The sequence below is a fragment of the Streptomyces sp. NPDC001410 genome (assembly GCF_042895235.1).
Lineage (GTDB): Bacteria > Actinomycetota > Actinomycetes > Streptomycetales > Streptomycetaceae > Streptomyces.
In genome coordinates, this window is the sequence record NZ_JBIAWE010000007.1 from 318,235 (window position 1) to 336,264 (window position 18,030).

The window sequence follows — 18,030 nt, forward strand, 5'->3', positions numbered from 1 at the left end:
CACCCCCCCACTTCCGCGGGGGGCGCGGGGGCCCCCCCCGGGGGGCCGGGGGGGGGGTGGGGGGGGGGCCCCCCCCGGGGGGGGGGGCCCCCCCCCCCGGGGGGGCGCCCGCCCCCCCACCGGGATCCTGACGGCGGTGTCCCGCCCGTCCTCACACGGCCACGGGGCCGGTGCCACCGAGCAGTGCCGACGCGGTCCGGAACGGAGCGGGGCCGCCCACGCCCCCGGGCGCGGCCCCGGGGCGGTCGTGGCAGGTGAAGCCGAGGCGCGTCATGGCCCGCGTGGCGTCACCGGCGGTGAAGTCACGGGGGTCCTGTCGCGTGATGACCTGATCCATCTGCTTGACGGGGTGGCGGCGGCCGATGGTCACGGACGCACCCGTGACGAGCTCGGGCCTGACGTCCTTCATCAAGGCCGGCACCCCGGTCCTGGTCAGGTCGAACGGGTACCGGGCGATGACATGGCGCATGATGCCTCACAGGGGAGGAATCGCGGGGAGGAGGAGAACGGGATGCCCGGGCGAGGCGGATCAGCGCGAGAGGGCGACGCCGCCCGGAACCCGGCCGTACTCATCGACGGGGCCGGGGCCGGAAGGGGGCAGCGATCCGTCGAGGACGTCCCGCAGGCGGATCCGGTCCGTGTACGTGGAACTGTTACGGAGAACGGCGAGCCGGACCAGGGTGACCAAGCCCTTGCTCTCGTCGTCCCCGTCGCACACGGTCAGGTAATCGACCCGGGCACCCGCCATGACGGCCAGAGCCACCTCGACGGTCATGTCATCACATACCCGAGGCCCGTGACCTTCGCTGCCGTCGATCACGAACACGGCGGCGGGGTCCGGCCTGCGGTACTGCGTCCGCTCTGGCGTCAAGGGTGTCTCCTTCGGTAAGGGCTGGTCGGCCCCATGGCCCTGGCGGCCGTCCACGGGGCTCCTGGGACCGCGCCGGTCTAGGCAGCCGAGTCGCTACCGGGCCGCCGCTGTGCCCTGCGGCGCACCCCCGCGCCGACGGGTCGGCCCTGGCCGGTGCGGCCCCGGCGGCCTGGGGGAGGACGAAGATGCGCGGCGGGTGCGTTCCACGGCAGGCGCGGTGATGACCACCGGGACGCCGGAGGGCGTCTGGGCGCCGGTGATGCGGCTCAGCTCCGCCTCGCCCGAGCGGACCGGGGTGATGTGCGGGGTGATGCCGGCCGAGGCCATCAGTCGGCTCATGCCGCGGCGCTGGTCGGGTGTCACCAGGGTGACGACGCTGCCGGACTCCCCGGCGCGGGCCGTACGGCCGCCACGGTGCAGGTAGTCCTTGTGGTCGCTGGGCGGATCCACGTTGACGACCAGGTCGAGGCTGTCGACGTGGATGCCGCGGGCCGCGACGTTGGTGGCGACCAGGACCGTGACATGACCGTCCTTGAACTGAGCCAGGGTCCGGGTGCGCTGCGGCTGCGACCTGCCACCATGCAGAGCCGCGGCGCGGACACCGCTGTTCAGCAGGTGTTCGGTCAGCCGGTCCACGGCGTGCTTGGTGTCCAGGAACATGATGACCCGGCCGTCCCGGGCCGCGATCTCGGTGGTCGTGCGGTGCTTGTCCGCGTCGTGCACGTGGAGTACGTGGTGCTCCATAGTGGTGACGGCACCGGCCGACGGGTCGACGGAGTGCACCACGGGGTCGGTCAGGTAGCGGCGGATCAGTAGGTCGACGTTGCGGTCCAGGGTGGCCGAGAACAACATCCGCTGGCCCTCGGGGCGCACCTGGTCGAGCAGGGCGGTGACCTGGGGCATGAATCCCATGTCGGCCATCTGGTCGGCCTCGTCGAGAACCGTGATGCCGACGTCGACGAGTCGGCAGTCGCCCCGGTCGATGAGGTCCTTGAGCCGACCGGGCGTCGCGACGACCACCTCCGCACCGGCGCGTAGCGCACCGGCCTGCCTCCCGATGGACATTCCGCCGACCACGGTGGCGAGCCGCAGGCTCACCGAGCGGGCGTAGGGAGCGAGCGCGTCGGCGACCTGCTGGGCGAGCTCACGGGTGGGGACGAGGACCAGGGCCAGTGGCCGGCGCGGCTCGGCGCGCCGACCCGCCGCACGGGCCAGTACCGCGAGGCCGAAGGCGAGGGTCTTGCCCGACCCAGTTCGGCCGCGACCGAGTACGTCACGGCCGGCGAGGGAGTTCGGCAGGGTCGCCGCCTGGATGGGGAACGGTACGGTCACGCCCTCCTGGCCGAGCGCGGCCAGCAACGGCGCCGGCATGGCGAGATCGGCGAACGACTCGACGGCGGGCAACGCCGGTGTGGTCGTCTTCGGCAGTGCGAACTCACCTTGTGCGGCCCGCCGGCCACCGTAGCCCTTGGAACGGCTCTGAACAGCGGAGCGGCCGACGGCAGCGCTTCCTCCGAAGCGGTCGTATGTGCGAGTTGTGCGTGCACGGTTCATGCGGAACCTTCCTCGATGCGGGCGCGTATTCAAGGAATTTCCGCAGTGAAATGAACGGCGCAGAGAATCTCGAGAACGAGCCGGAAAAAAACAGGGTTGAATCACCCCGAAAATGAAGCGAGCTGGGGCCCGCACCCCAAGGTGCGGGCCCCAGCTGCGAAGTATGTGTCAGTGCCGACGCGTCAGGCGGGAACGATGTTCTCGGCCGTCGGGCCCTTCTGGCCCTGCGCGATGTCGAACGACACCTTCTGGCCTTCCAGCAGCTCGCGGAAGCCCTGGGTGGCAATGTTGGAGTAGTGGGCGAAGACGTCGGGGCCGCCGCCGTCCTGCTCGATGAAGCCGAAGCCCTTTTCCGCGTTGAACCACTTCACGGTGCCAGTAGCCATTTTGTTTCTCCTTCGGAGGCGGTGTCAGGAATACGCCCTGTGCGCATTCCGTGTCGCCGTGATGATCAGCCGTCGGAAAAACCTTCTGGCAACCACACCTGCAACTGACACCGACAGTAGCACGTCGTGAGCGACCTCGCGTGGTGAATAATTCCTGGCCGTCTGCCGTCTCAGGAATATTTCTCGTGCGCCGTGTCGAATTCTCACCTCCCGACCACAGAAATTGCTCTCCCGGGCCGCACTGTTGCCGTCGAGTCTTTCCGGTCACAGCGCTGTGACCTCCGTCGACGGCTTGGGCGCGACTGCCGTCGTCATCAGCGGACGACCGTGCCGACGAACGACACCGACGCGATCCTCACGCTCGACCGGCGCGACTTCCGGGCTGTGCGCCCGCTGGGCCGCCACAAGGCATACCGGGTACTGCCCGACGATCTGCCACTTTGACGCGAGCGTCCTGGTGCTGAAGTCCATCCGCAGAAGGGACTTGGCCAGCCGTCGCCTTCAGGCGCAGGAGGCGCGTGACTCGGCCTCACCGAGGGAACAGCAGGCTGAGGACTCGGACACGCGAACGCTTCCGGATTGGGCCACGAAACCTCAGGCCAGCGGCGCTTTTTGGCAAACGTGCGCGTGTCCCGGAGGCCGGGCGATCACGGTCGACAAGGGTCCGATCACAAGGTCCGATCACAAGCGCATATGGCCACGTCAGAAGCACATCACCCCTGCAAGCTCCGTCCTGCGGGTGCACAGGGTGGTGGCGACTTCTTTGCGCAGCAGTTCCAGGTGGAGGCTTTCTGGGTGGCTGGTGCGTGGACGGGCAGGCCCTTGAGAGGCACCGAACGACGTGAACGATCCGGAATGCGCGATGCTGCTGTCCGCCCACCCGCGCTTTGCCACCGCGATCCTGGCCGGCGGCAAGACGGTGGAAGTCCGCCGCCAGCGTGTCGCCGCGCCGCCCGGGACCCCTGTTCTGCTGTACGCGACCCCGCCCACCATGGCTCTGGTGGGCATGGCGCGCATCGCTTCAGTCCATGTCGCCTCCCCAAAGGAGGTGTGGTCCGCCCACCGCACCCAGACAGGCATCACTCGGCGCGAGTACGACGCCTGCATGAGTGGCGCGACTCAGGCGAGCGGCCTCACGCTGGAGGATCCCGTCTCCTTCGACGAGCCGGTGACGCTCAGCGCGCTTCGCTCTGCGGGGGCTTTCCACCCTCCGCAGAGCTGCCGCTACATGAAGGGCGATGAGCTTCGGCAGGTGGCCGTGGCAGGACCTGTCGTAGGCACCGCCCTTCGTGAAGCGTTGGGAGACCTGGTGCCTGCCTAAGGCAAGGGTCGAAGCCCTGGGTTGCCGCGTCCTACGTGATCAGTCGAAGAACAACGTGGCCCATGGGAGCCCAGCGACAACGCCGCCGTGGTGTGAACATGCACCTCGTCGGCCGATGGAGCTGGACGGCCACCCGTCGCTGCAGTGAGCGGGTGAGGGCATTTCTACCCGGCTGACCTCGGTAGGAGCCTGATCTATGCGGGTGGCCTCGGCGATGAAGTCGCTGTCGAAGCAATCCTGGTGGTCGAGAACGACGCGTGCAGCCTGACCAGCCAGGTCGCGCTTCTTGGCGTACGCCGTTGCTATGTCCAGCTCGGTGGCCGATGTGGTGTCGAGGTTTCCGAGATCGTCGGGGAGCTTGGTCCCGAGCTGCAGGATGCTGATGTTCGGGTCGCCGGCGAACACCAAAGGAATCCGTACGGCGCGGGCCTTGTCGCTCAGCGCAAGGGCCTCGGTTCCGTGTGGCCGGCACATGGACTCGTGCTGATCGTTCTTCCAGGCATCCCAGACACCGACGCCAAGGCCAGCAAACACGGCCAGGGTGACGAGCGAGAGCACGACTCTGATCGTCCGTTGTTCTCGTTCTGCCTGCTGCCTCGCCGTCTCGGTCCGAGCTCTTGCCTCCTCGGCGGCAGCTTCACGCTCAGCTCGGGTGGCGTGGTGCCGACAGCCTCGGCCGATCTCCTGGGGGAGCTTGCAGGGCGTCCCTTTCTTCGTGGGACGCCCACAACGCGATGACGTTCGGCGTCTTCGAGAACGGTCGTACCTCGTGGGCATGGCGCGCATTGTGAACCACCCGCTCATGCTGCCGCTGCGAAACGACCGAAGTGCAGTCCGGATGGTCGACAGCTGCGTGCCAGCCCGCAAGTCGCCCTTTGCGTAAGCGACTTCACCGTCATTTACGCAACTTGCGGCGCAGATCACGCGAAATACGTCTCGCCATTCGAGACGAACCAGGGCAGGGGTGGCCAGAGAGGCGTCCAGGCACCCCTGGTGACCGCTCAGCCTCGACTTAGGGCACGCGGAGGGCACGCCACCCTCAAATTGGACTAGACAACAAACAAACCCCAGGCCACTGACCTGGGGTTTCTCTCTGGAGCGGGTGACGAGAATCGAACTCGCGCTCTCAGCTTGGGAAGCTGATGTTCTACCATTAAACTACACCCGCGTAATACGGACATTCGGCTCTGCGGAGTCGATGTCCGAACGCTCGCTCACTGTACCTCATCGCAGACCCCCGGTGCTCGGACCGCGGGGTCCGCGTGCGTTGGGGGTGTGGTGCAGGTGGGTCGCAGGGGTGGGATCCCGGTGCGGGGCACGCGAGTTGGGGCGTACCGTGGAGAGGTGGGAGAGGGTCCGGGTGGGGCCGGAGTGCCGCCTGGAGAGTCGTCTCTTTGATCCCGTAATGTGGCTTTTGTCGTCAGGGCAGTAAGCCGGACGCGGCTCTTGGGGAAGGGACTTGAGGGATTTGATGGAACGCACCGTCGTTCGCTGTGCGGACGGGCACGTGTTCAGCACCGCTTCGTTCCCGATGCAGCAGGCCGAGCGGCTCGGCCCCGGCCGACTGGTGAGGTGTCCGCGGTGTGCCCGGCTCCGCAGTGCGGTGCCGGTCACGCTGCAGAAGCGGTAGCGGGCAGGGCGCTGCAAGATCGAAAGGCGCGCGGAGCCGTCACGATTGTCACGGCTCCGCGCGCCTTGCGTATCCTCGGGACGTGCTTCTCTCAGACAAGGACATCCGGGCCGAGATCGACGCCGGGCGGGTGCGCATCGATCCCTACGACGAATCCATGGTGCAGCCGTCGAGCATCGACGTGCGTCTCGACCGTTTTTTCCGGGTGTTCGAGAATCACCGGTACCCCCACATCGACCCGGCCATCGAGCAGGCCGACCTGACGCGACTGGTCGAGCCCGACGGCGACGAGCCGTTCATCCTGCATCCCGGTGAGTTCGTGCTGGCCAGCACGTACGAGGTCATCACGCTGCCGGACGATCTCGCCTCGCGGCTCGAGGGCAAGAGCTCGCTCGGGCGGCTGGGGCTCGTCACGCACTCCACCGCCGGGTTCATCGACCCCGGGTTCAGCGGTCACGTCACCCTGGAGCTGTCCAACCTCGCCACCCTGCCGATCAAGCTCTGGCCGGGGATGAAGATCGGCCAGCTGTGCATGTTCCGGCTCAGCTCGCCCGCCGAGTTCCCGTACGGCAGCGAGCGCTACGGCTCCCGGTACCAGGGGCAGCGCGGGCCGACCGCCTCGCGGTCCTTCCAGAACTTCCATCGGACCCAGGTGTGAGGGCGACGACGACATGAGTGACGTACGGGAGAACCTGACCTACGAGCGGTTCGGTGCCGCCATCCGTGAGCTGGCGCAGACCATCGCCGACGACGGGTACGAGCCCGACATCGTGCTCAGCATCGCGCGCGGGGGTGTCTTCGTCGCCGGCGGGCTCGCCTACGCCCTCGACTGCAAGAACATCCACCTGGTGAACGTCGAGTTCTACACCGGCGTGGGGACGACCCTCGAGATGCCCGTCATGCTCGCGCCGGTCCCCAACGCCATCGACTTCTCCGACAAGAAGGTGCTGATCACCGACGACGTCGCCGACACCGGGAAGACGCTGAAGCTCGTCCACGACTTCTGCCTCGACCACGTCGCCGAGGTGCGCTCCGCCGTGATCTATGAGAAGTCCCACTCCCTCGTGAAGTGCGAGTACGTCTGGAAGCGCACCGACGAGTGGATCAACTTCCCGTGGAGCGTCGAGCCGCCCGTGGTGAAGCGGGCCGGGCAGGTCCTCGACGCCTAGACGGCAACAGCAGCAGTAGCAAGCAGCAACAGCAGTAACGAGAAGGGCCCCCGGCACAGCGCCGGGGGCCCTTTCGCATCTCTACTTCTAGAACGTGCCCAGCTTCACGATCGACAGCAGCGCGATCAGCTGGATCGCCGACGCGCCCAGCGCCTTCGGCCAGGGCAGGTCGTGGGAGCGGGAGACCATCAGGGTCAGCAGGGCGCCCGCGCCGATCCAGGTGGCCCAGCCGAGCACCTGGACGAAGCCCGCGTCGCCGCCGAAGAACATGGCGAAGACCAGGCGGGGGGCGTCCGTGAGGGACATGATCAGCATGGACAGGCCGACCGTGGGCTGCCAGGCGCCGTCGCCGCCGAGCTGGCGGGCCAGGGTGTGGGTGACCACGCCCAGGACGAAGGCGCTCACGACCAGCGCGACGGCGGTGATCAGGACGATCGGGATCGCGTTGGAGAGCGTCGCGTTGATCGCGTCCGAGCGGGCGCCGTCGAAGCCGAAGACGGCGAGCAGGCCGTAGAGGAACGTGACGATCAGGGCCGGGGCCCACATCGTGTAGTCCCGCATCCGCAGGAAGGTCTGGTCGGGGGAGAAGATGATCCCCTTCAGCAGCTCCTTCCAGTGCAGCGGCGGGCCGGTCGGTCCGGACGGGGCGGCCGCGCCGGCGTGGTAGGTCGCGCCCTGGGTGTAGCCGGCGGCCTCGTCGACCGAGAAGGCCTGGGTGTGGCCCGGGTTGTTCGCGGCGTAAGGATCGTGGCCGCCGTCGTGCGCCTGGCCCGGGTAGCCGCCGTCGCCGAAGTACTCCGGTCCGTCGTCGGCCGGGCCCGGGTAGCCGTACTGCCCCTGCGGCGGGTACGACGGCTGCGGCGCCGACGGGTAGCCGTACGACGGGCCCTGGGGCCGGCCTCCGGGCTGTCCGTAGCCCTGTCCCCGGCCGCCGGGTCCGCGTCCCTGTCCGTGCCCGTACGACGGTCCCTGCGGAGCCTGTTGTCCCTGGGGGGTGCGGTTGTCCCGGCCCCCGCGTCCGTTCCTGAATCCAGCCACGTCATCGAACGTACCTGGTCCCGGAGAGTGACGTGGCGGGCCCGGGGGTACGGGCCCGGCTTTGCTGCCGACCTGTGACATCCCCTAAGGGACCGTCAGGGGACGTGCCAGGGATTCTCCCGGTTTCACCGGCCCTTCGCCGAGCCCCTCATCGAGCCCTTCGCCGAGTCCTTCACTGGCCCATCAGGCGGCCCAGATGCGGGTAGCCCGTGGCCGGGACGCCGGTCGTCGCCGGGCCGAAGGACACCGCGCCCGTGGTCCGGATGCCGGAGGCCGAGCCGCGCAGGCTCCACAGCGCGCCGTCGGAGTCGTTCTCCCCGTGCGCCCCGACGGACAGGTCCGCCTTGCCGTCGCCGTTCAGGTCGGACAGCCGGACCGCCGAGCCGAAGAAGTCGTTGTCCTCGGCGGCGCCGGGGACGCCGGCCGTGTCCTGGGAGAAGGACTGCGCGCCGGTGCCGGTCAGACCCGCGGCCGAGCCGCGCAGCACGGTGACGGCGCCGGCCTGCCAGTCGGGACCGATGGCCTCGTAGATCGCGCCGACGGCCACGTCCGCGTACCCGTCGCCGTTGACGTCGCCGACGGAGAGGGAGTGGCCGAACCAGTCCTCGGGCTCGTCGGTGCCGGGGACGCCGGGGCTGTTCTGGGTGATCGTCGCCTGGGGCGTGGTGCGCAGGCCGCTCGCGCTGCCCAGGTAGGCGCGGACCGAGCCGCCGTCGTTCGCAAAGACCGAGCCGGGGGCGGTGGCCGTGACCACGTCGTCGTAGCCGTCGCCGTTGAGGTCGCCGACGGCGGCCGTGCGCCAGGCGCCGCTGTGCACGAAGGTCTGCAGGGACAGTGGCGTGGTGGGGTCGGCGGAGCCCGTGTACACCAGCTGGCCGTCGTCGTACGTCCGCTCGTCGGTGCCGCTGATCACCAGGTCGTCGACGTGGTCCCCGTTGACGTCGGCGGCGGCCAGGCCCTGGGCGCCGTGGATGACACCGGCCTCCAGCTCGGTCCGCAGCACGAACCGGGATGCGGCGCCGGAGGCCTTGGTGAAGCCGCCCTTGAGGATCCACACGTCCTTGCCGAGGCTGCCCACGGCGAGGTCGGCGCGCCCGTCGCCCGTGAAGTCGCCGACCGCCAGGGTGAGGCCGTACTCGTCGTGTGCCGAGGACCCGGGGCCGGGGACGGTCCAGGCGCCGGAGAGGCCGTTCTTCCCGCCCCAGACGACGACCGCGGTGCCGGCGCCGTCGTTCTCGTCGGGGGTGCCGACGACCAGGTCGGCGTAGCCGTCGCGGTTGAGGTCGCCGGAGGCGAGGGCCGCGCCGAACTCGTCGTTCGTCTCGGCGGTGCCCGGGATGCCCGCGGTGTTCTGGGTGATCACCGTGTGCCGGGAGGCGCTGATCCCGGAGGTGGAGCCGTAGTTCACGACCACCGCACCCGCCCGGGCCTTTCCGCCGACCGTGGCCGACGGGGCGGCGGTGACCAGGTCGCGGTAGCCGTCGCCGTTGAAGTCGTCCGAGAAGCGGGCCGGGGCGGCAGTGGCCGCCGTGGCCGGCAGGACGGTGAGCAGGCCTGTGGTCAGGGTGGCGGCCACGAGGAGGGTGCGGGTGCGCAAGGCGGGGCTCCGGCAGGAAGGAGGGGGCCGGGCCCGGGGGATACGGGCCCGGCGGACGGGTTGCTCAGTCGGCGAAGTTGGCGCCGAAGAACGGCGTGCCCGTCGTGGAGACGCCCGAGGTGCTCGGGGAGACGCTGCGGGAGCCGGAGGTGATGATCTTCGTACCGTTGGAGGGCAGGTAGGTCACCGCGCCGTTGCCGGCGTTCTCCGTGGAGCCGACGAGCAGGTCGGCCCTACCGTCGCCGGTGACGTCGTCGAGCTTGACGTCCTGGCCGAAGTAGTCGTCGTCCTCGTCGTTGCCGGGCACGCCCGCGGTGGACTGGGCGAAGAACTGGGCGCCGGAGTTGGTGTTCAGGCCGTTCGCGGTGCCGTAGAGGACGGTGACCGCACCGGTGTTCGTCGCGGTGCCGATGTTCTCGCCCGCCACGCCGATCGCGAGGTCGAGGAAGCCGTCGCCGTTGACGTCGCCCAGGTCCAGCTCGTAGCCGAAGAAGTCGTTGCCCTCGGCCGTGCCGGGGACGTTGCCCGTGTCCTGGGTGATGCCGGTGGCGCTGGTGGTGAGGGGACCGCCGTCGGAGCCGTACGTCACCCACACCTTGCCGCCCTTGCCGGAGTCGGGCACGGGGGCGCCTTTCTCGGTGGTGGTGTTCCAGTAGGCGCCGCTGACGACGTCGCCGTAGCCGTCGTGGTCGATGTCGCCGATCGCGGTGATCACGCCGGGCTTGAGGGGCATGGCCTCGGACATGTGGAGGCCGTTCACCCCGCCGGGGATGTAGTAGTTGCGGTTCCAGCCCTCGGCGCTGGCGGTCTCGAAGCCGTCGACCACCAGGTCCGTCTCCTGGCCGCCGTTGATGTTGCCGGCGGTCAGGTTGAGCGGGCCGTCCGCGTCGGTGCCCATGATCGGGGGCTTGATCGTGTACTTGCCGCCGGGGGTGCCCGAGCTGTTGATGCCGCCCTTGAGGACGTAGATGGTGGCGGCGGAGCTGCCGACGGCCAGGTCGGCCTTGCCGTCGCCGTCGAAGTCACCGGCGGCGAGGTTCTTGCCCCAGTAGTCGTGCGCGGTGGGGGCCGGGTCGGCGACCGTGACGCCCTTGCCGGTGATGCCGGAGGCCGAGCCCCACAGGATGGCGATGGTGCCGCCGTCGGTGTCGCTGCCCACGTTCTCGCCGGGGGAGCCGACCGCGAGGTCGTCGTAGCCGTCGCTGTTGAAGTCGGCGTACGCGGTGTCCGTGCCGAAGTAGTCGCCGGTCTCGGCGGTGCCGGGGCTGCCGGCGGTGTCCTGGCTGATCGTGGAGCGCTTGGCGGACGAGACGCCGGTGGCGGAGCCGTAGAGGACGACCACCTGGCCGGCCGCCTTCTTGCCGCCCACGTAGGCGCCCTGGGCGGAGAAGGCAGTGTCGCCGATCCCGTCGCCGTTGAAGTCGGCCTGCGGGACGCTTGTGGAGTCAGCGGCCGTGGCGGTCACGGCCGAGAACGTGAGCAGACCGCCCGTCAGCGCGGCGGCGGTGGCCGTCGCGAGGGCGAGTCGCAGAGGCTTGTGCATGCGTGATTCTCCTGCGGCATGCGGGAATGCCTGGCGGGGCATCCCCAGTCGATGGGGTGCGGACGTCCGTGTTCGTCGCGAGTTGTCCTGCGGTTCACGGAGCGTTCGGCGATCAGGAGACCGGCACCGGCGCGTAAGGGTTGTACAGGAGTTCGGTAAATTCCTGAGGCTGTCGTGACCTGAGGGAAAACGGTTACGGTGCGAGGAACGCCGAGGTGGAGAAGGTCATCGCCGGCTTCGTTTCGAGCAGCCCCCGTTGCGACCCCCGGTACACGGCGACCGTGTCCTTCGTCTCGCCCCGGTACGTCCGCACCACCAGGTCCGCCCGCCCGTCCCCGTCGAAGTCGGCGGCCGCGAGGACACGGGTCGTGCCGGGCGCGGGCGGTACGACGGTGACCGCGTCCTTCGTGGACAGGCCGGCCGGGCCGGCGCGGAAGAGGCGCAGCCGGGAGGCGCTGGAGACGAGTTCGTCGCGGCCGTCGCCGTCGAAGTCGGCGGCGTCGAGCATCGAGCCCGGGGCGGCGAGCGTGGCCCGCGTGGCTGCCGGGAGGTCGTAGCGCAGGAACGTCTCCCCCGTGCCGCCGACCGCCGCGTCCAGCGCGCTGCCCTTGCCGAAACGGCCGAGTGCGACGTCGGCGCCGGCGGGAAGGGCGGCTCCGGTGCGCGTCGGGCCGCCGGGGCCGCCGAGGACCAGCGCGGACGTCGCGGTGCCTGCCGCCGCGCGGACGATCAGGTCGTCGTAGCCGTCGCCGTCGACGTCGGCCGCGGGGCCGGCGGGCACCTCGCCGGGGGAGGCCGGCGGTGCACCGGCCGCCCGGGGAGCGCCCTTGCGGCTGAACGGGCCGCGCAGGTACGAGAGCCTGCCGCCGGACGCGTGCAGCACCAGGTCCTGCTTCCCGTCCCCGTCGAAGTCGCCGCACACCGGCTGGTCCGGCCAGTCGTTGCCGAAGCGGGCCGCGTCCGGGACGGTCAGTTTCACGGCGCGGCCGGTCAGGCCGGCGGGGGAGCCGAAGAGGATCTGCAGCGGCACGGGGGGCCGGCCCTGGCCGTCGTACGGCGGGTCGGTCGACACGACGAGGTCGGTGAAGCCGTCGCCGTCCAGGTCGCAGCTCTCCTCCGCGTCGAAGACGGCCGGGAGTTGACCCTTGGTGGGTGCTGCCTGCTTCTGCGCGCTGAGCAACTGCCGGGCGCCGGGCGCGAGTCCGTGCGGGCCGCCGTAGACGATGCCGATGCCGGCGTCGTCGGCGTGACTCTGTTCCTTGGCCAGGTCGTTGAGGACGAGGTCGCGGTGATCGTCGCCGTTGAAGTCGTCGGGGGTCCTGCTGCCCTTGCCGTGCGGGACGGGGAGCCGGGCGGGGGCGTCGGCGATGCGGGTGGAGGTGTCGTGGCCGGCGTCCGGGGCGGCGGGGCCGCAGGCAGCGAGGAGCAGGGTGGCACAGAGCACCGCCGTGGACATCCCGCCTCTTCGCACGCGCACCGTTCACCTCGTCAGCACCGTCGCCCGACAACCTCGCAATGATGCACGTGTTCGAGGGGCGGGGTAAGGGGCGGAGGGTGCGGGATCGGTCACGCGGCGGCGCCCCCCGCCGGGGAGGGCAGGGGGCGCCGGCGCGGTCATCTGCGGGCCGCCTCCCACAGGGTCAGGGCGAGGGCCGCGCACGAGGTCAGTGCCGCCAGGGACGGCAGGGGCCAGCGGGTGCGCTCCAGGGCGTCGAGGCGGTCCTCGTGGTCGCCGAGGGTCTTGTCGGTCTGGTCGGCGCGCTGGAGGAGGAGGGCCAGGTCACCGCGGGTGGTGGCGAAACCGACGTCGACCGAGCGGCGGAGGCGTTCGAGTTCCAGGGCGACTCCTTCCGCTTCGCGGGTGGTCACGGTGCCGCCTCCTCCGGCGCGGCGGCGACCGCGGGGGCGTCCCGCGCCGCGGGTTCCCCGGCGAGCAGCGGTACGAGGGCGACGAGGGTCTGTACGGCCGTTCGGAGGGTGCGGCGCGTGGCGTCGGTCATCGGTCGGCCTCCTCAGCTCGTGCGCGGCACCCGCAGCCGGTCCCAGCTCGCCCGGCCCGGCACACCGTCGGCGGCGGCACCCGTGTAGCCGAGCTTGCGTTGCCATGCGGCGTACGAGCGGACGTCGGCCTCGCCCCACACCGGGCCGGGGCCGACGGCGTACCGTCCGCACCCCTCGGCGACCAGGCGCTCGCCGACCGCCGTGATCAGGGCGCCGCGGCGGCCGGGCACGAAGTAGGCGGCGCCCGGGAAGGGTTCGTACGGCGCTGGGCGCAGGCGCAGGCGGGCCTCGACCCGGGCGCGCATGCCCGGCATCGAGAAGGACGGGTCGATCTTGCGGCGGGTCCACTCCTTGTGGCCGATCACGCTCGCGGCGGACCAGCTGTGCGCCCGGCACAGGGCCGCCGACAGGCCTTCCACGGCGGCGAGTTGGGCGGGCTGGTACGGGTCGCGGCCGGTGCCCAGGTTCTCGATCTCGAAGCCGTAGAAGCAGGAGTTGCCGTCGACGGCGTCCGGGCCGGGGGCCGGCAGTTGGGTCCGCTCGGCGCGTACGGCGGCCAGGACCGCGCTGGAGCCGGCGCCTGCGTGGTTGGTGCGGCCGTAGCCCACCAGGTGGACCGTGCCGTCCTTGGTGACCAGGCCGATGCAGAGCGGGCCGGGCAGCGCCGCGGTGCCGTCCAGGCACAGGCGGAGGCTGTCGGTGCCGGCCGTGTGGTGCAGCATCACGCCGTGGACCGGGCCCCAGGGGCCCTTGTGGTTGCGGTTGTGGGTACGCCAGTCGGCGTGTTCGCGGACGACGACGCCTTCGTCGCGCAGGGCGCGGACGAAGGCGTCGGCGGACAGAGGGTTTGCCATGGCGGCTCTCCCGTTGGTTCCGGTTCTAGGGGATCGGGTCGATGCGGATGAAACGGCTGTCGAAGTTGGCCGTGTTGGTGGTCGCGCCCGAGCGGTAGGCGGGGGTGCCCGTGTAGGTGGCGCCCGGGGTCAGGCCGGTGACCAGGAACTGGGCGGACACCGACGCCTTGGAGGTGCTGTTGAGGAGCGCGGCCCGGTTGTCGTCGGCCGCCAGCACCACCGCGTTGGAGGAGTTGCGGATGTTGGCCGACATGAAGGAGGAGTAGTTGGCCACCGACGACCACAGGTAGCCGCCGACGGTGACGAGGACCTGGCCGGAGGCGGGTGCGGTGAACGAGGCCGCCATGGGGTCGCCGACCGCGTTGCTGAGCGTCTCGGTGTACGTCGCCACGGTGGTGTCGCCCGCGTCGAGGTTGATCTTGTAGACCGGGCTCGGGGCGGCGGGCACCCAGGCCGAACCCGTGTAGTACATCAGCCGGCCCGGGGTGCCGATCCAGGCGAGCATCCCGGCGACCGGGCTGGTCACCTTGGCGTCGCGCGCGGCGGCGTCCGCGAAGCGCAGCACGGTACGGCCGTCGAGCGCGTCGGCGAGCGCCTTGAGATGGGCCGGCAGGTCGGCCGGGTCGGTGGCCTGCGGGTAGGGAAGGCTGCTCAGCGCGGTGTACTGCGTGGTCATGCGGGCTCCTGGGGTGCGAGGGCGGACTGGACGGGGCCGTCGACGACGACCGTGAGCAGGCCGTCGTCGGCGGGCGGCGGGGCCTCGTCGGGGTCGGGGCCCGGCGTGGTGGCCTCGGCGAGTTCCGCCAGCAGCTCCGGCGGAGGCTGCACCGGCACCGGCTCGGGCGGGGTCTCAGACAAGTGCGGTCTCCTTCACGTCGTTCCAGGTGGCGTTGGCGGCGAGCAGGTCCGCGAGGGTGGCGTACACGCGCGTGACGTCGGCGTAGGTGGCGGCCGCGGCCGGTGCGGGCAGGGCGGGCGCGTCCGGGGTGAGACCGGCGTCCTGCGGCACGTCGTTCGCCCGGACACCGCGCAGGCTCAGGGTCTGCTGCACCCCGCCGTCCGGGGACGCGGCGGTGGTGACGCCCACGACCCAGGCGAGGGTGTCCAGCGCGGCCCCGGCGGAGTCCACCAGGCGTACGACGTCGCCGAGTTGGATGCGCGGGTCGTACAGCACCTGGACGTCCCCGAACACAGGCACCGGGTACTCGCCCGCGGCCCGCATCGCGTCCGCCAGCTGCCGGGCCGCCGTCACGTCCTGCACCCAGTCGCTGGTGTCGCCGTAGAACTCCTGGCGGCCGTACCAGCGTTCGCTCGCCGAGCCGGCGACGTACGACACCGCCTGCCGCTCCACCGGATCCTTGTCCGGCCGCAGCGGGACGATACGGATGGACGGCTCGCCCTTCTGCGTGACCGTGTACAGCGTCTGGGCGGTGCGGTTGGTCAGCCGCAGCACGATCGTTCCGTCCTCGCGGCGCACCATCGCGTCCACCGCGCCCTTGATCGCCGTCGCCCCGGCCGCCCGCGAGGCGGACACACGGAAGTTGGAGCCGGAGGTGGTCACGCTGTCGTCGTCCGTGTCCGGCGGGCCGATGTCCAGCTCGTCCTCGCCGAAGGTGTACGAGACGGTGAGGGTGCCGTTGCCGGGGATCTCCCGGACGAGGGTGTCGACGACCGCGTCGCCGGCGACCAGCCCGACCGCGCCGTAGTCCTTGGCGGGCTGCACACAGAAGTTGCGGCAGGCGTCGATCTCCTCGGTGACGGTGAGCGCGGCGATGTCCCGCACCGACGTCAGCGTCAGGTCGGCTTCCTTGGGCACGGTCGCGAACCGGGTGAAGTTGCGCCACCGGAACCGGCCGCGCTCGTCCAGCTCGGCCGTCGACATGCTCGCCTTGGCGATCTGCCCGATGGCCTCCCACTGCGAGCCCGACACCTTGGGGATCGTGCGCAGCGGCAGGATCGCCTCGTCCAGCTCGGCGGTCTTCGTCCAGGCGGCGGTCTGGGAGAAGTCGCTCGCCGACGGCACCGCCGTCAGGCCGCTGGTGACCTGGACGTTCTCCACGGCCATGGCGGTGACCAGGCGCACCTTGCGCAGCTCGGAGACCGGCTGCGGTCCGCTGGTGAGCGTGAAGGACCCGGCGACGCCGGTCCAGGTGGCGCCGTTCGGGGCGGTCATGACCGGCGTGGCGACGGGCAGCGCGCTGCTTCCGCTGACCGTGGTCAGGTCGAGGAACACGCCGACGTGCCACACGCCCCGCTGCGTCTTCATCGCGGTGCCGTTGTCGCTCCAGACCAGGCCGCTGCCGGGCACGGAGGTGTCGCTGCTGAGCGACCAGACGACGGCCTGCCCCTTGACGAAGTCCAGGGCGAGGGAGAGCGTGCCGACGCCGGTGCCGGTGCGGTTCATGTCGACGTCCAGGCGGACGGTGTCGCCGATGCCGACCGCGTTGTTCACCCACGCCTCGACGAACAGCCGGCTGCCCGGCACGGTGACCCGGCTGCGCGGGAACCAGGAGGCCGTCACCCCGCTCTCGCCGGGCGGCAGCCCCTTGGGCACCAGCGCCATCTCGTGCGGGGCGCCGGCCCGCGACCAGGTGTAGTGGCGCGGGTCGGGCAGGTCCTCCGGCATGCCGAAGGGGGTCGCGAACCCGCCGTGCAGGGTGGCGTGCACCAGGCTCAGCGGCTGGCCCGCGGTGAACTGTGCCGCGCGCGGCGGGGGCGAGGTGAGGAGCCCGGCCTGGCGCAGCAGCTCGTCCACGCACCAGGTGGCGGTGGCCACCGGGCGGCCCCAGTTCAACCCCGTGTACGGGCGCGGGAGTTCGGCCGGTGCGCGCAGCCGCTCGGCGCCGTCGAGCGCGGTGAGCTGCACGGCGTCGGTGCCGGAGGCGGCGCTGCGATTGCGCAGGGTGCCGCGGAAGACGGGCAGCGTGCCGCCGCCCACCCCGGCCTCGTGCACCACGCTCTGGCCGGGCCGGGCCAGGTCACCGGTGGCGTGCGGCGCCCACGGCGAGTAGAGCGCGGGGGCCGGCTGTGCGCCGTCGCCGCCGAGCTGGAGGGTGAGCTGGGCGGCGGAACTGCCCGAGAAGGCGCGCATCGCGGCCGGCAGATCGGTCGCGTACGACCGCTCGACCTGCCAGGACTGCACCTGCGCGGAGACGTCCCGGCCGCCCAGCCGGGTGGTGTGCGTGACGGTGCGCTCGCCGGCCGCGAGCGCGTCCTTCGTCGCCTGGTCAGCCCGCTGCACGGGTCACCTCCACCAGGTCGACGCCGATGTTCCGGTACGGCAGCGGGCGGCCCGGGGTGTCCGTGTAGCCGGTGACGGCCAGCTGCGGCAGCCCGTCTCCCGGTACGTCGTCGGCGGCGCCGTCCCCGCCGTACGTCAGGCAGGCGCCGGCCAGGGAGAAGGTGCCGGCGGCGCCGGACTTGGCGGTGGGCGTGAGGTGGGTGGCGCCCGCGGGGACGGTGGCCGCCACGTACGGCCCCGTCATCGACGCCGAACTGAGATACGTCCCGTCGGCCTTCTTGAAGTCGATCCCGACGGACACCGTGCCGAGGGCGGCGAACGCGGTCGGGGCGCGGAAGGACACCCGCAGCCCCGCGGCGGCCGGGAAGTTCCCGCTCCACGGCACACAGCGCCAGGCGACCTGGCCGGTGGCGTCGGCGGCGGTGAACGCGAAGACGCCGGGGGTGGTCTCCGTGACGGCTCCGGTGGCCGACACCCGGAACCACTGCGCGAGCCCGCTCGCCCCGGCCGGCCCCCGGCCCGTGGCCTGCGCGGGCTCCAGGACGTTGCCGGCGGCGGGGTCGATCAGCACGAGCGGGCCGACGCCGCCTCCGACGACGTCGACACGGCGGGCGAGCCGGTCGAGGACGCGCGCGGTCTCGGGCTCCAGCATGTCCCAGCTCAGCTTGATCCGGCGGACGGGCGGCGCGGTGCGGGTGAGGGTGACCCGGCCGGAGAGCGCCTTGAACTCAGTGACGCCGAGGTCGGCGGCGCGCTCGAACGACTTGGCCGCCTGGTCGATCTCGTACAGGTCACCGGGCGGGCCGATCCAGAGGTTGCCCATGA

General features: G+C 71.3%; 18 protein-coding genes, 1 tRNA gene and 2 pseudogenes. 4 read left to right on the plus strand and 17 right to left on the minus strand.

Annotation, left to right across the window (positions count from 1 at the left end; genetic code table 11):
* Positions 1 to 151: 151 nt before the first annotated feature.
* From ACFY3C_RS17660 to ACFY3C_RS17675, 4 genes and pseudogenes are all read right to left on the minus strand, one after another.
* Positions 152 to 469: an SCO5918 family protein gene (locus tag ACFY3C_RS17660; protein ID WP_390771360.1), complete on the minus strand. Its 318-nt coding sequence runs from the start codon at positions 467 to 469 to the stop codon at positions 152 to 154.
* 60 nt (positions 470 to 529) lie between these two features.
* Entirely contained in the window at positions 530 to 871 is a 342-nt protein-coding gene (locus ACFY3C_RS17665) for a CBS domain-containing protein (RefSeq protein WP_390771361.1), read from the minus strand.
* A gap of 77 nt (positions 872 to 948) precedes the next feature.
* Positions 949 to 2,425, minus strand: a pseudogene (locus tag ACFY3C_RS17670) (DEAD/DEAH box helicase).
* A gap of 182 nt (positions 2,426 to 2,607) precedes the next feature.
* Complete coding sequence (locus tag ACFY3C_RS17675) at positions 2,608 to 2,811, minus strand: cold-shock protein (RefSeq protein WP_030648194.1); 204 nt, start codon at positions 2,809 to 2,811, stop codon at positions 2,608 to 2,610.
* A gap of 339 nt (positions 2,812 to 3,150) precedes the next feature.
* On the opposite strand from ACFY3C_RS17675, the pseudogene ACFY3C_RS17680 reads away from it, so the two are divergent.
* Positions 3,151 to 3,255, plus strand: a pseudogene (locus tag ACFY3C_RS17680) (VapC toxin family PIN domain ribonuclease); the annotation flags it as partial.
* Between the two features lie 397 nt (positions 3,256 to 3,652).
* Positions 3,653 to 4,132 (plus strand): ASCH domain-containing protein, encoded by a 480-nt coding sequence (locus ACFY3C_RS17685; RefSeq protein ID WP_390771362.1) that lies wholly within the window; start codon positions 3,653 to 3,655, stop codon positions 4,130 to 4,132.
* Positions 4,133 to 4,171: 39 nt separating this feature from the next.
* On the opposite strand, the gene ACFY3C_RS17690 is transcribed toward ACFY3C_RS17685, so the two are convergent.
* Together ACFY3C_RS17690 and ACFY3C_RS17695 are read right to left on the minus strand one after the other, a co-directional pair.
* A complete protein-coding gene (locus ACFY3C_RS17690) occupies positions 4,172 to 4,690 on the minus strand; it encodes a DUF3761 domain-containing protein (RefSeq protein WP_390771363.1) in 519 nt (172 codons plus the stop codon).
* Between the two features lie 536 nt (positions 4,691 to 5,226).
* Positions 5,227 to 5,300 (minus strand) — tRNA-Gly (locus ACFY3C_RS17695).
* Between the two features lie 544 nt (positions 5,301 to 5,844).
* On the opposite strand from ACFY3C_RS17695, the gene dcd reads away from it, so the two are divergent.
* Positions 5,845 to 6,420 carry a dCTP deaminase gene (dcd, locus tag ACFY3C_RS17700; protein WP_386572966.1) on the plus strand — a complete coding sequence of 192 codons (576 nt, stop codon included), beginning with the start codon at positions 5,845 to 5,847 and terminating at the stop codon, positions 6,418 to 6,420.
* A gap of 13 nt (positions 6,421 to 6,433) precedes the next feature.
* The gene (locus tag ACFY3C_RS17705) at positions 6,434 to 6,931 is read left to right on the plus strand and encodes a phosphoribosyltransferase (RefSeq protein ID WP_389188797.1); all 498 of its coding nucleotides are present in this window, start codon (positions 6,434 to 6,436) and stop codon (positions 6,929 to 6,931) included.
* Between the two features lie 87 nt (positions 6,932 to 7,018).
* Here ACFY3C_RS17705 and ACFY3C_RS17710 read toward each other — a convergent pair whose 3' ends face one another.
* From ACFY3C_RS17710 to ACFY3C_RS17760, 11 genes are all read right to left on the minus strand, one after another.
* Positions 7,019 to 8,050 (minus strand): YIP1 family protein, encoded by a 1,032-nt coding sequence (locus tag ACFY3C_RS17710; RefSeq protein ID WP_390771364.1) that lies wholly within the window; start codon positions 8,048 to 8,050, stop codon positions 7,019 to 7,021.
* A 91-nt stretch (positions 8,051 to 8,141) separates the two neighbouring features.
* Entirely contained in the window at positions 8,142 to 9,566 is a 1,425-nt protein-coding gene (locus ACFY3C_RS17715) for an FG-GAP-like repeat-containing protein (protein WP_390771365.1), read from the minus strand.
* Positions 9,567 to 9,630: 64 nt separating this feature from the next.
* Complete coding sequence (locus tag ACFY3C_RS17720) at positions 9,631 to 11,109, minus strand: VCBS repeat-containing protein (RefSeq protein WP_390771366.1); 1,479 nt, start codon at positions 11,107 to 11,109, stop codon at positions 9,631 to 9,633.
* A 193-nt stretch (positions 11,110 to 11,302) separates the two neighbouring features.
* Positions 11,303 to 12,565, minus strand: a complete 1,263-nt coding sequence (locus ACFY3C_RS17725; RefSeq protein WP_390771367.1) for an FG-GAP repeat domain-containing protein — start codon at positions 12,563 to 12,565, stop codon at positions 11,303 to 11,305.
* Between the two features lie 158 nt (positions 12,566 to 12,723).
* Positions 12,724 to 12,978 (minus strand): hypothetical protein, encoded by a 255-nt coding sequence (locus ACFY3C_RS17730; protein WP_094215896.1) that lies wholly within the window; start codon positions 12,976 to 12,978, stop codon positions 12,724 to 12,726.
* Positions 12,975 to 13,109, minus strand: coding sequence for a hypothetical protein (locus ACFY3C_RS17735; protein WP_386572972.1), 135 nt, complete (start codon positions 13,107 to 13,109; stop codon positions 12,975 to 12,977). Before ACFY3C_RS17735 ends, ACFY3C_RS17730 begins: the two co-directional genes overlap by 4 nt.
* Positions 13,110 to 13,121: 12 nt before the next feature.
* The gene (locus ACFY3C_RS17740) at positions 13,122 to 13,964 is read right to left on the minus strand and encodes a peptidoglycan-binding protein (RefSeq protein WP_390771368.1); all 843 of its coding nucleotides are present in this window, start codon (positions 13,962 to 13,964) and stop codon (positions 13,122 to 13,124) included.
* Positions 13,965 to 13,989: 25 nt separating this feature from the next.
* Positions 13,990 to 14,640, minus strand: a complete 651-nt coding sequence (locus ACFY3C_RS17745) for a hypothetical protein (RefSeq protein WP_390771369.1) — start codon at positions 14,638 to 14,640, stop codon at positions 13,990 to 13,992.
* On the minus strand, positions 14,637 to 14,822 hold the full coding sequence (locus tag ACFY3C_RS17750; RefSeq protein ID WP_386572976.1) for a hypothetical protein: 186 nt from the start codon (positions 14,820 to 14,822) through the stop codon (positions 14,637 to 14,639). The genes ACFY3C_RS17745 and ACFY3C_RS17750 overlap by 4 nt, the downstream gene beginning before the upstream one ends.
* Positions 14,815 to 17,205 carry a hypothetical protein gene (locus tag ACFY3C_RS17755; RefSeq protein WP_390771370.1) on the minus strand — a complete coding sequence of 797 codons (2,391 nt, stop codon included), beginning with the start codon at positions 17,203 to 17,205 and terminating at the stop codon, positions 14,815 to 14,817. Before ACFY3C_RS17755 ends, ACFY3C_RS17750 begins: the two co-directional genes overlap by 8 nt.
* Positions 17,192 to 18,028, minus strand: a complete 837-nt coding sequence (locus ACFY3C_RS17760; protein ID WP_390771371.1) for a hypothetical protein — start codon at positions 18,026 to 18,028, stop codon at positions 17,192 to 17,194. The genes ACFY3C_RS17755 and ACFY3C_RS17760 overlap by 14 nt, the downstream gene beginning before the upstream one ends.
* Positions 18,029 to 18,030: the final 2 nt, after the last annotated feature.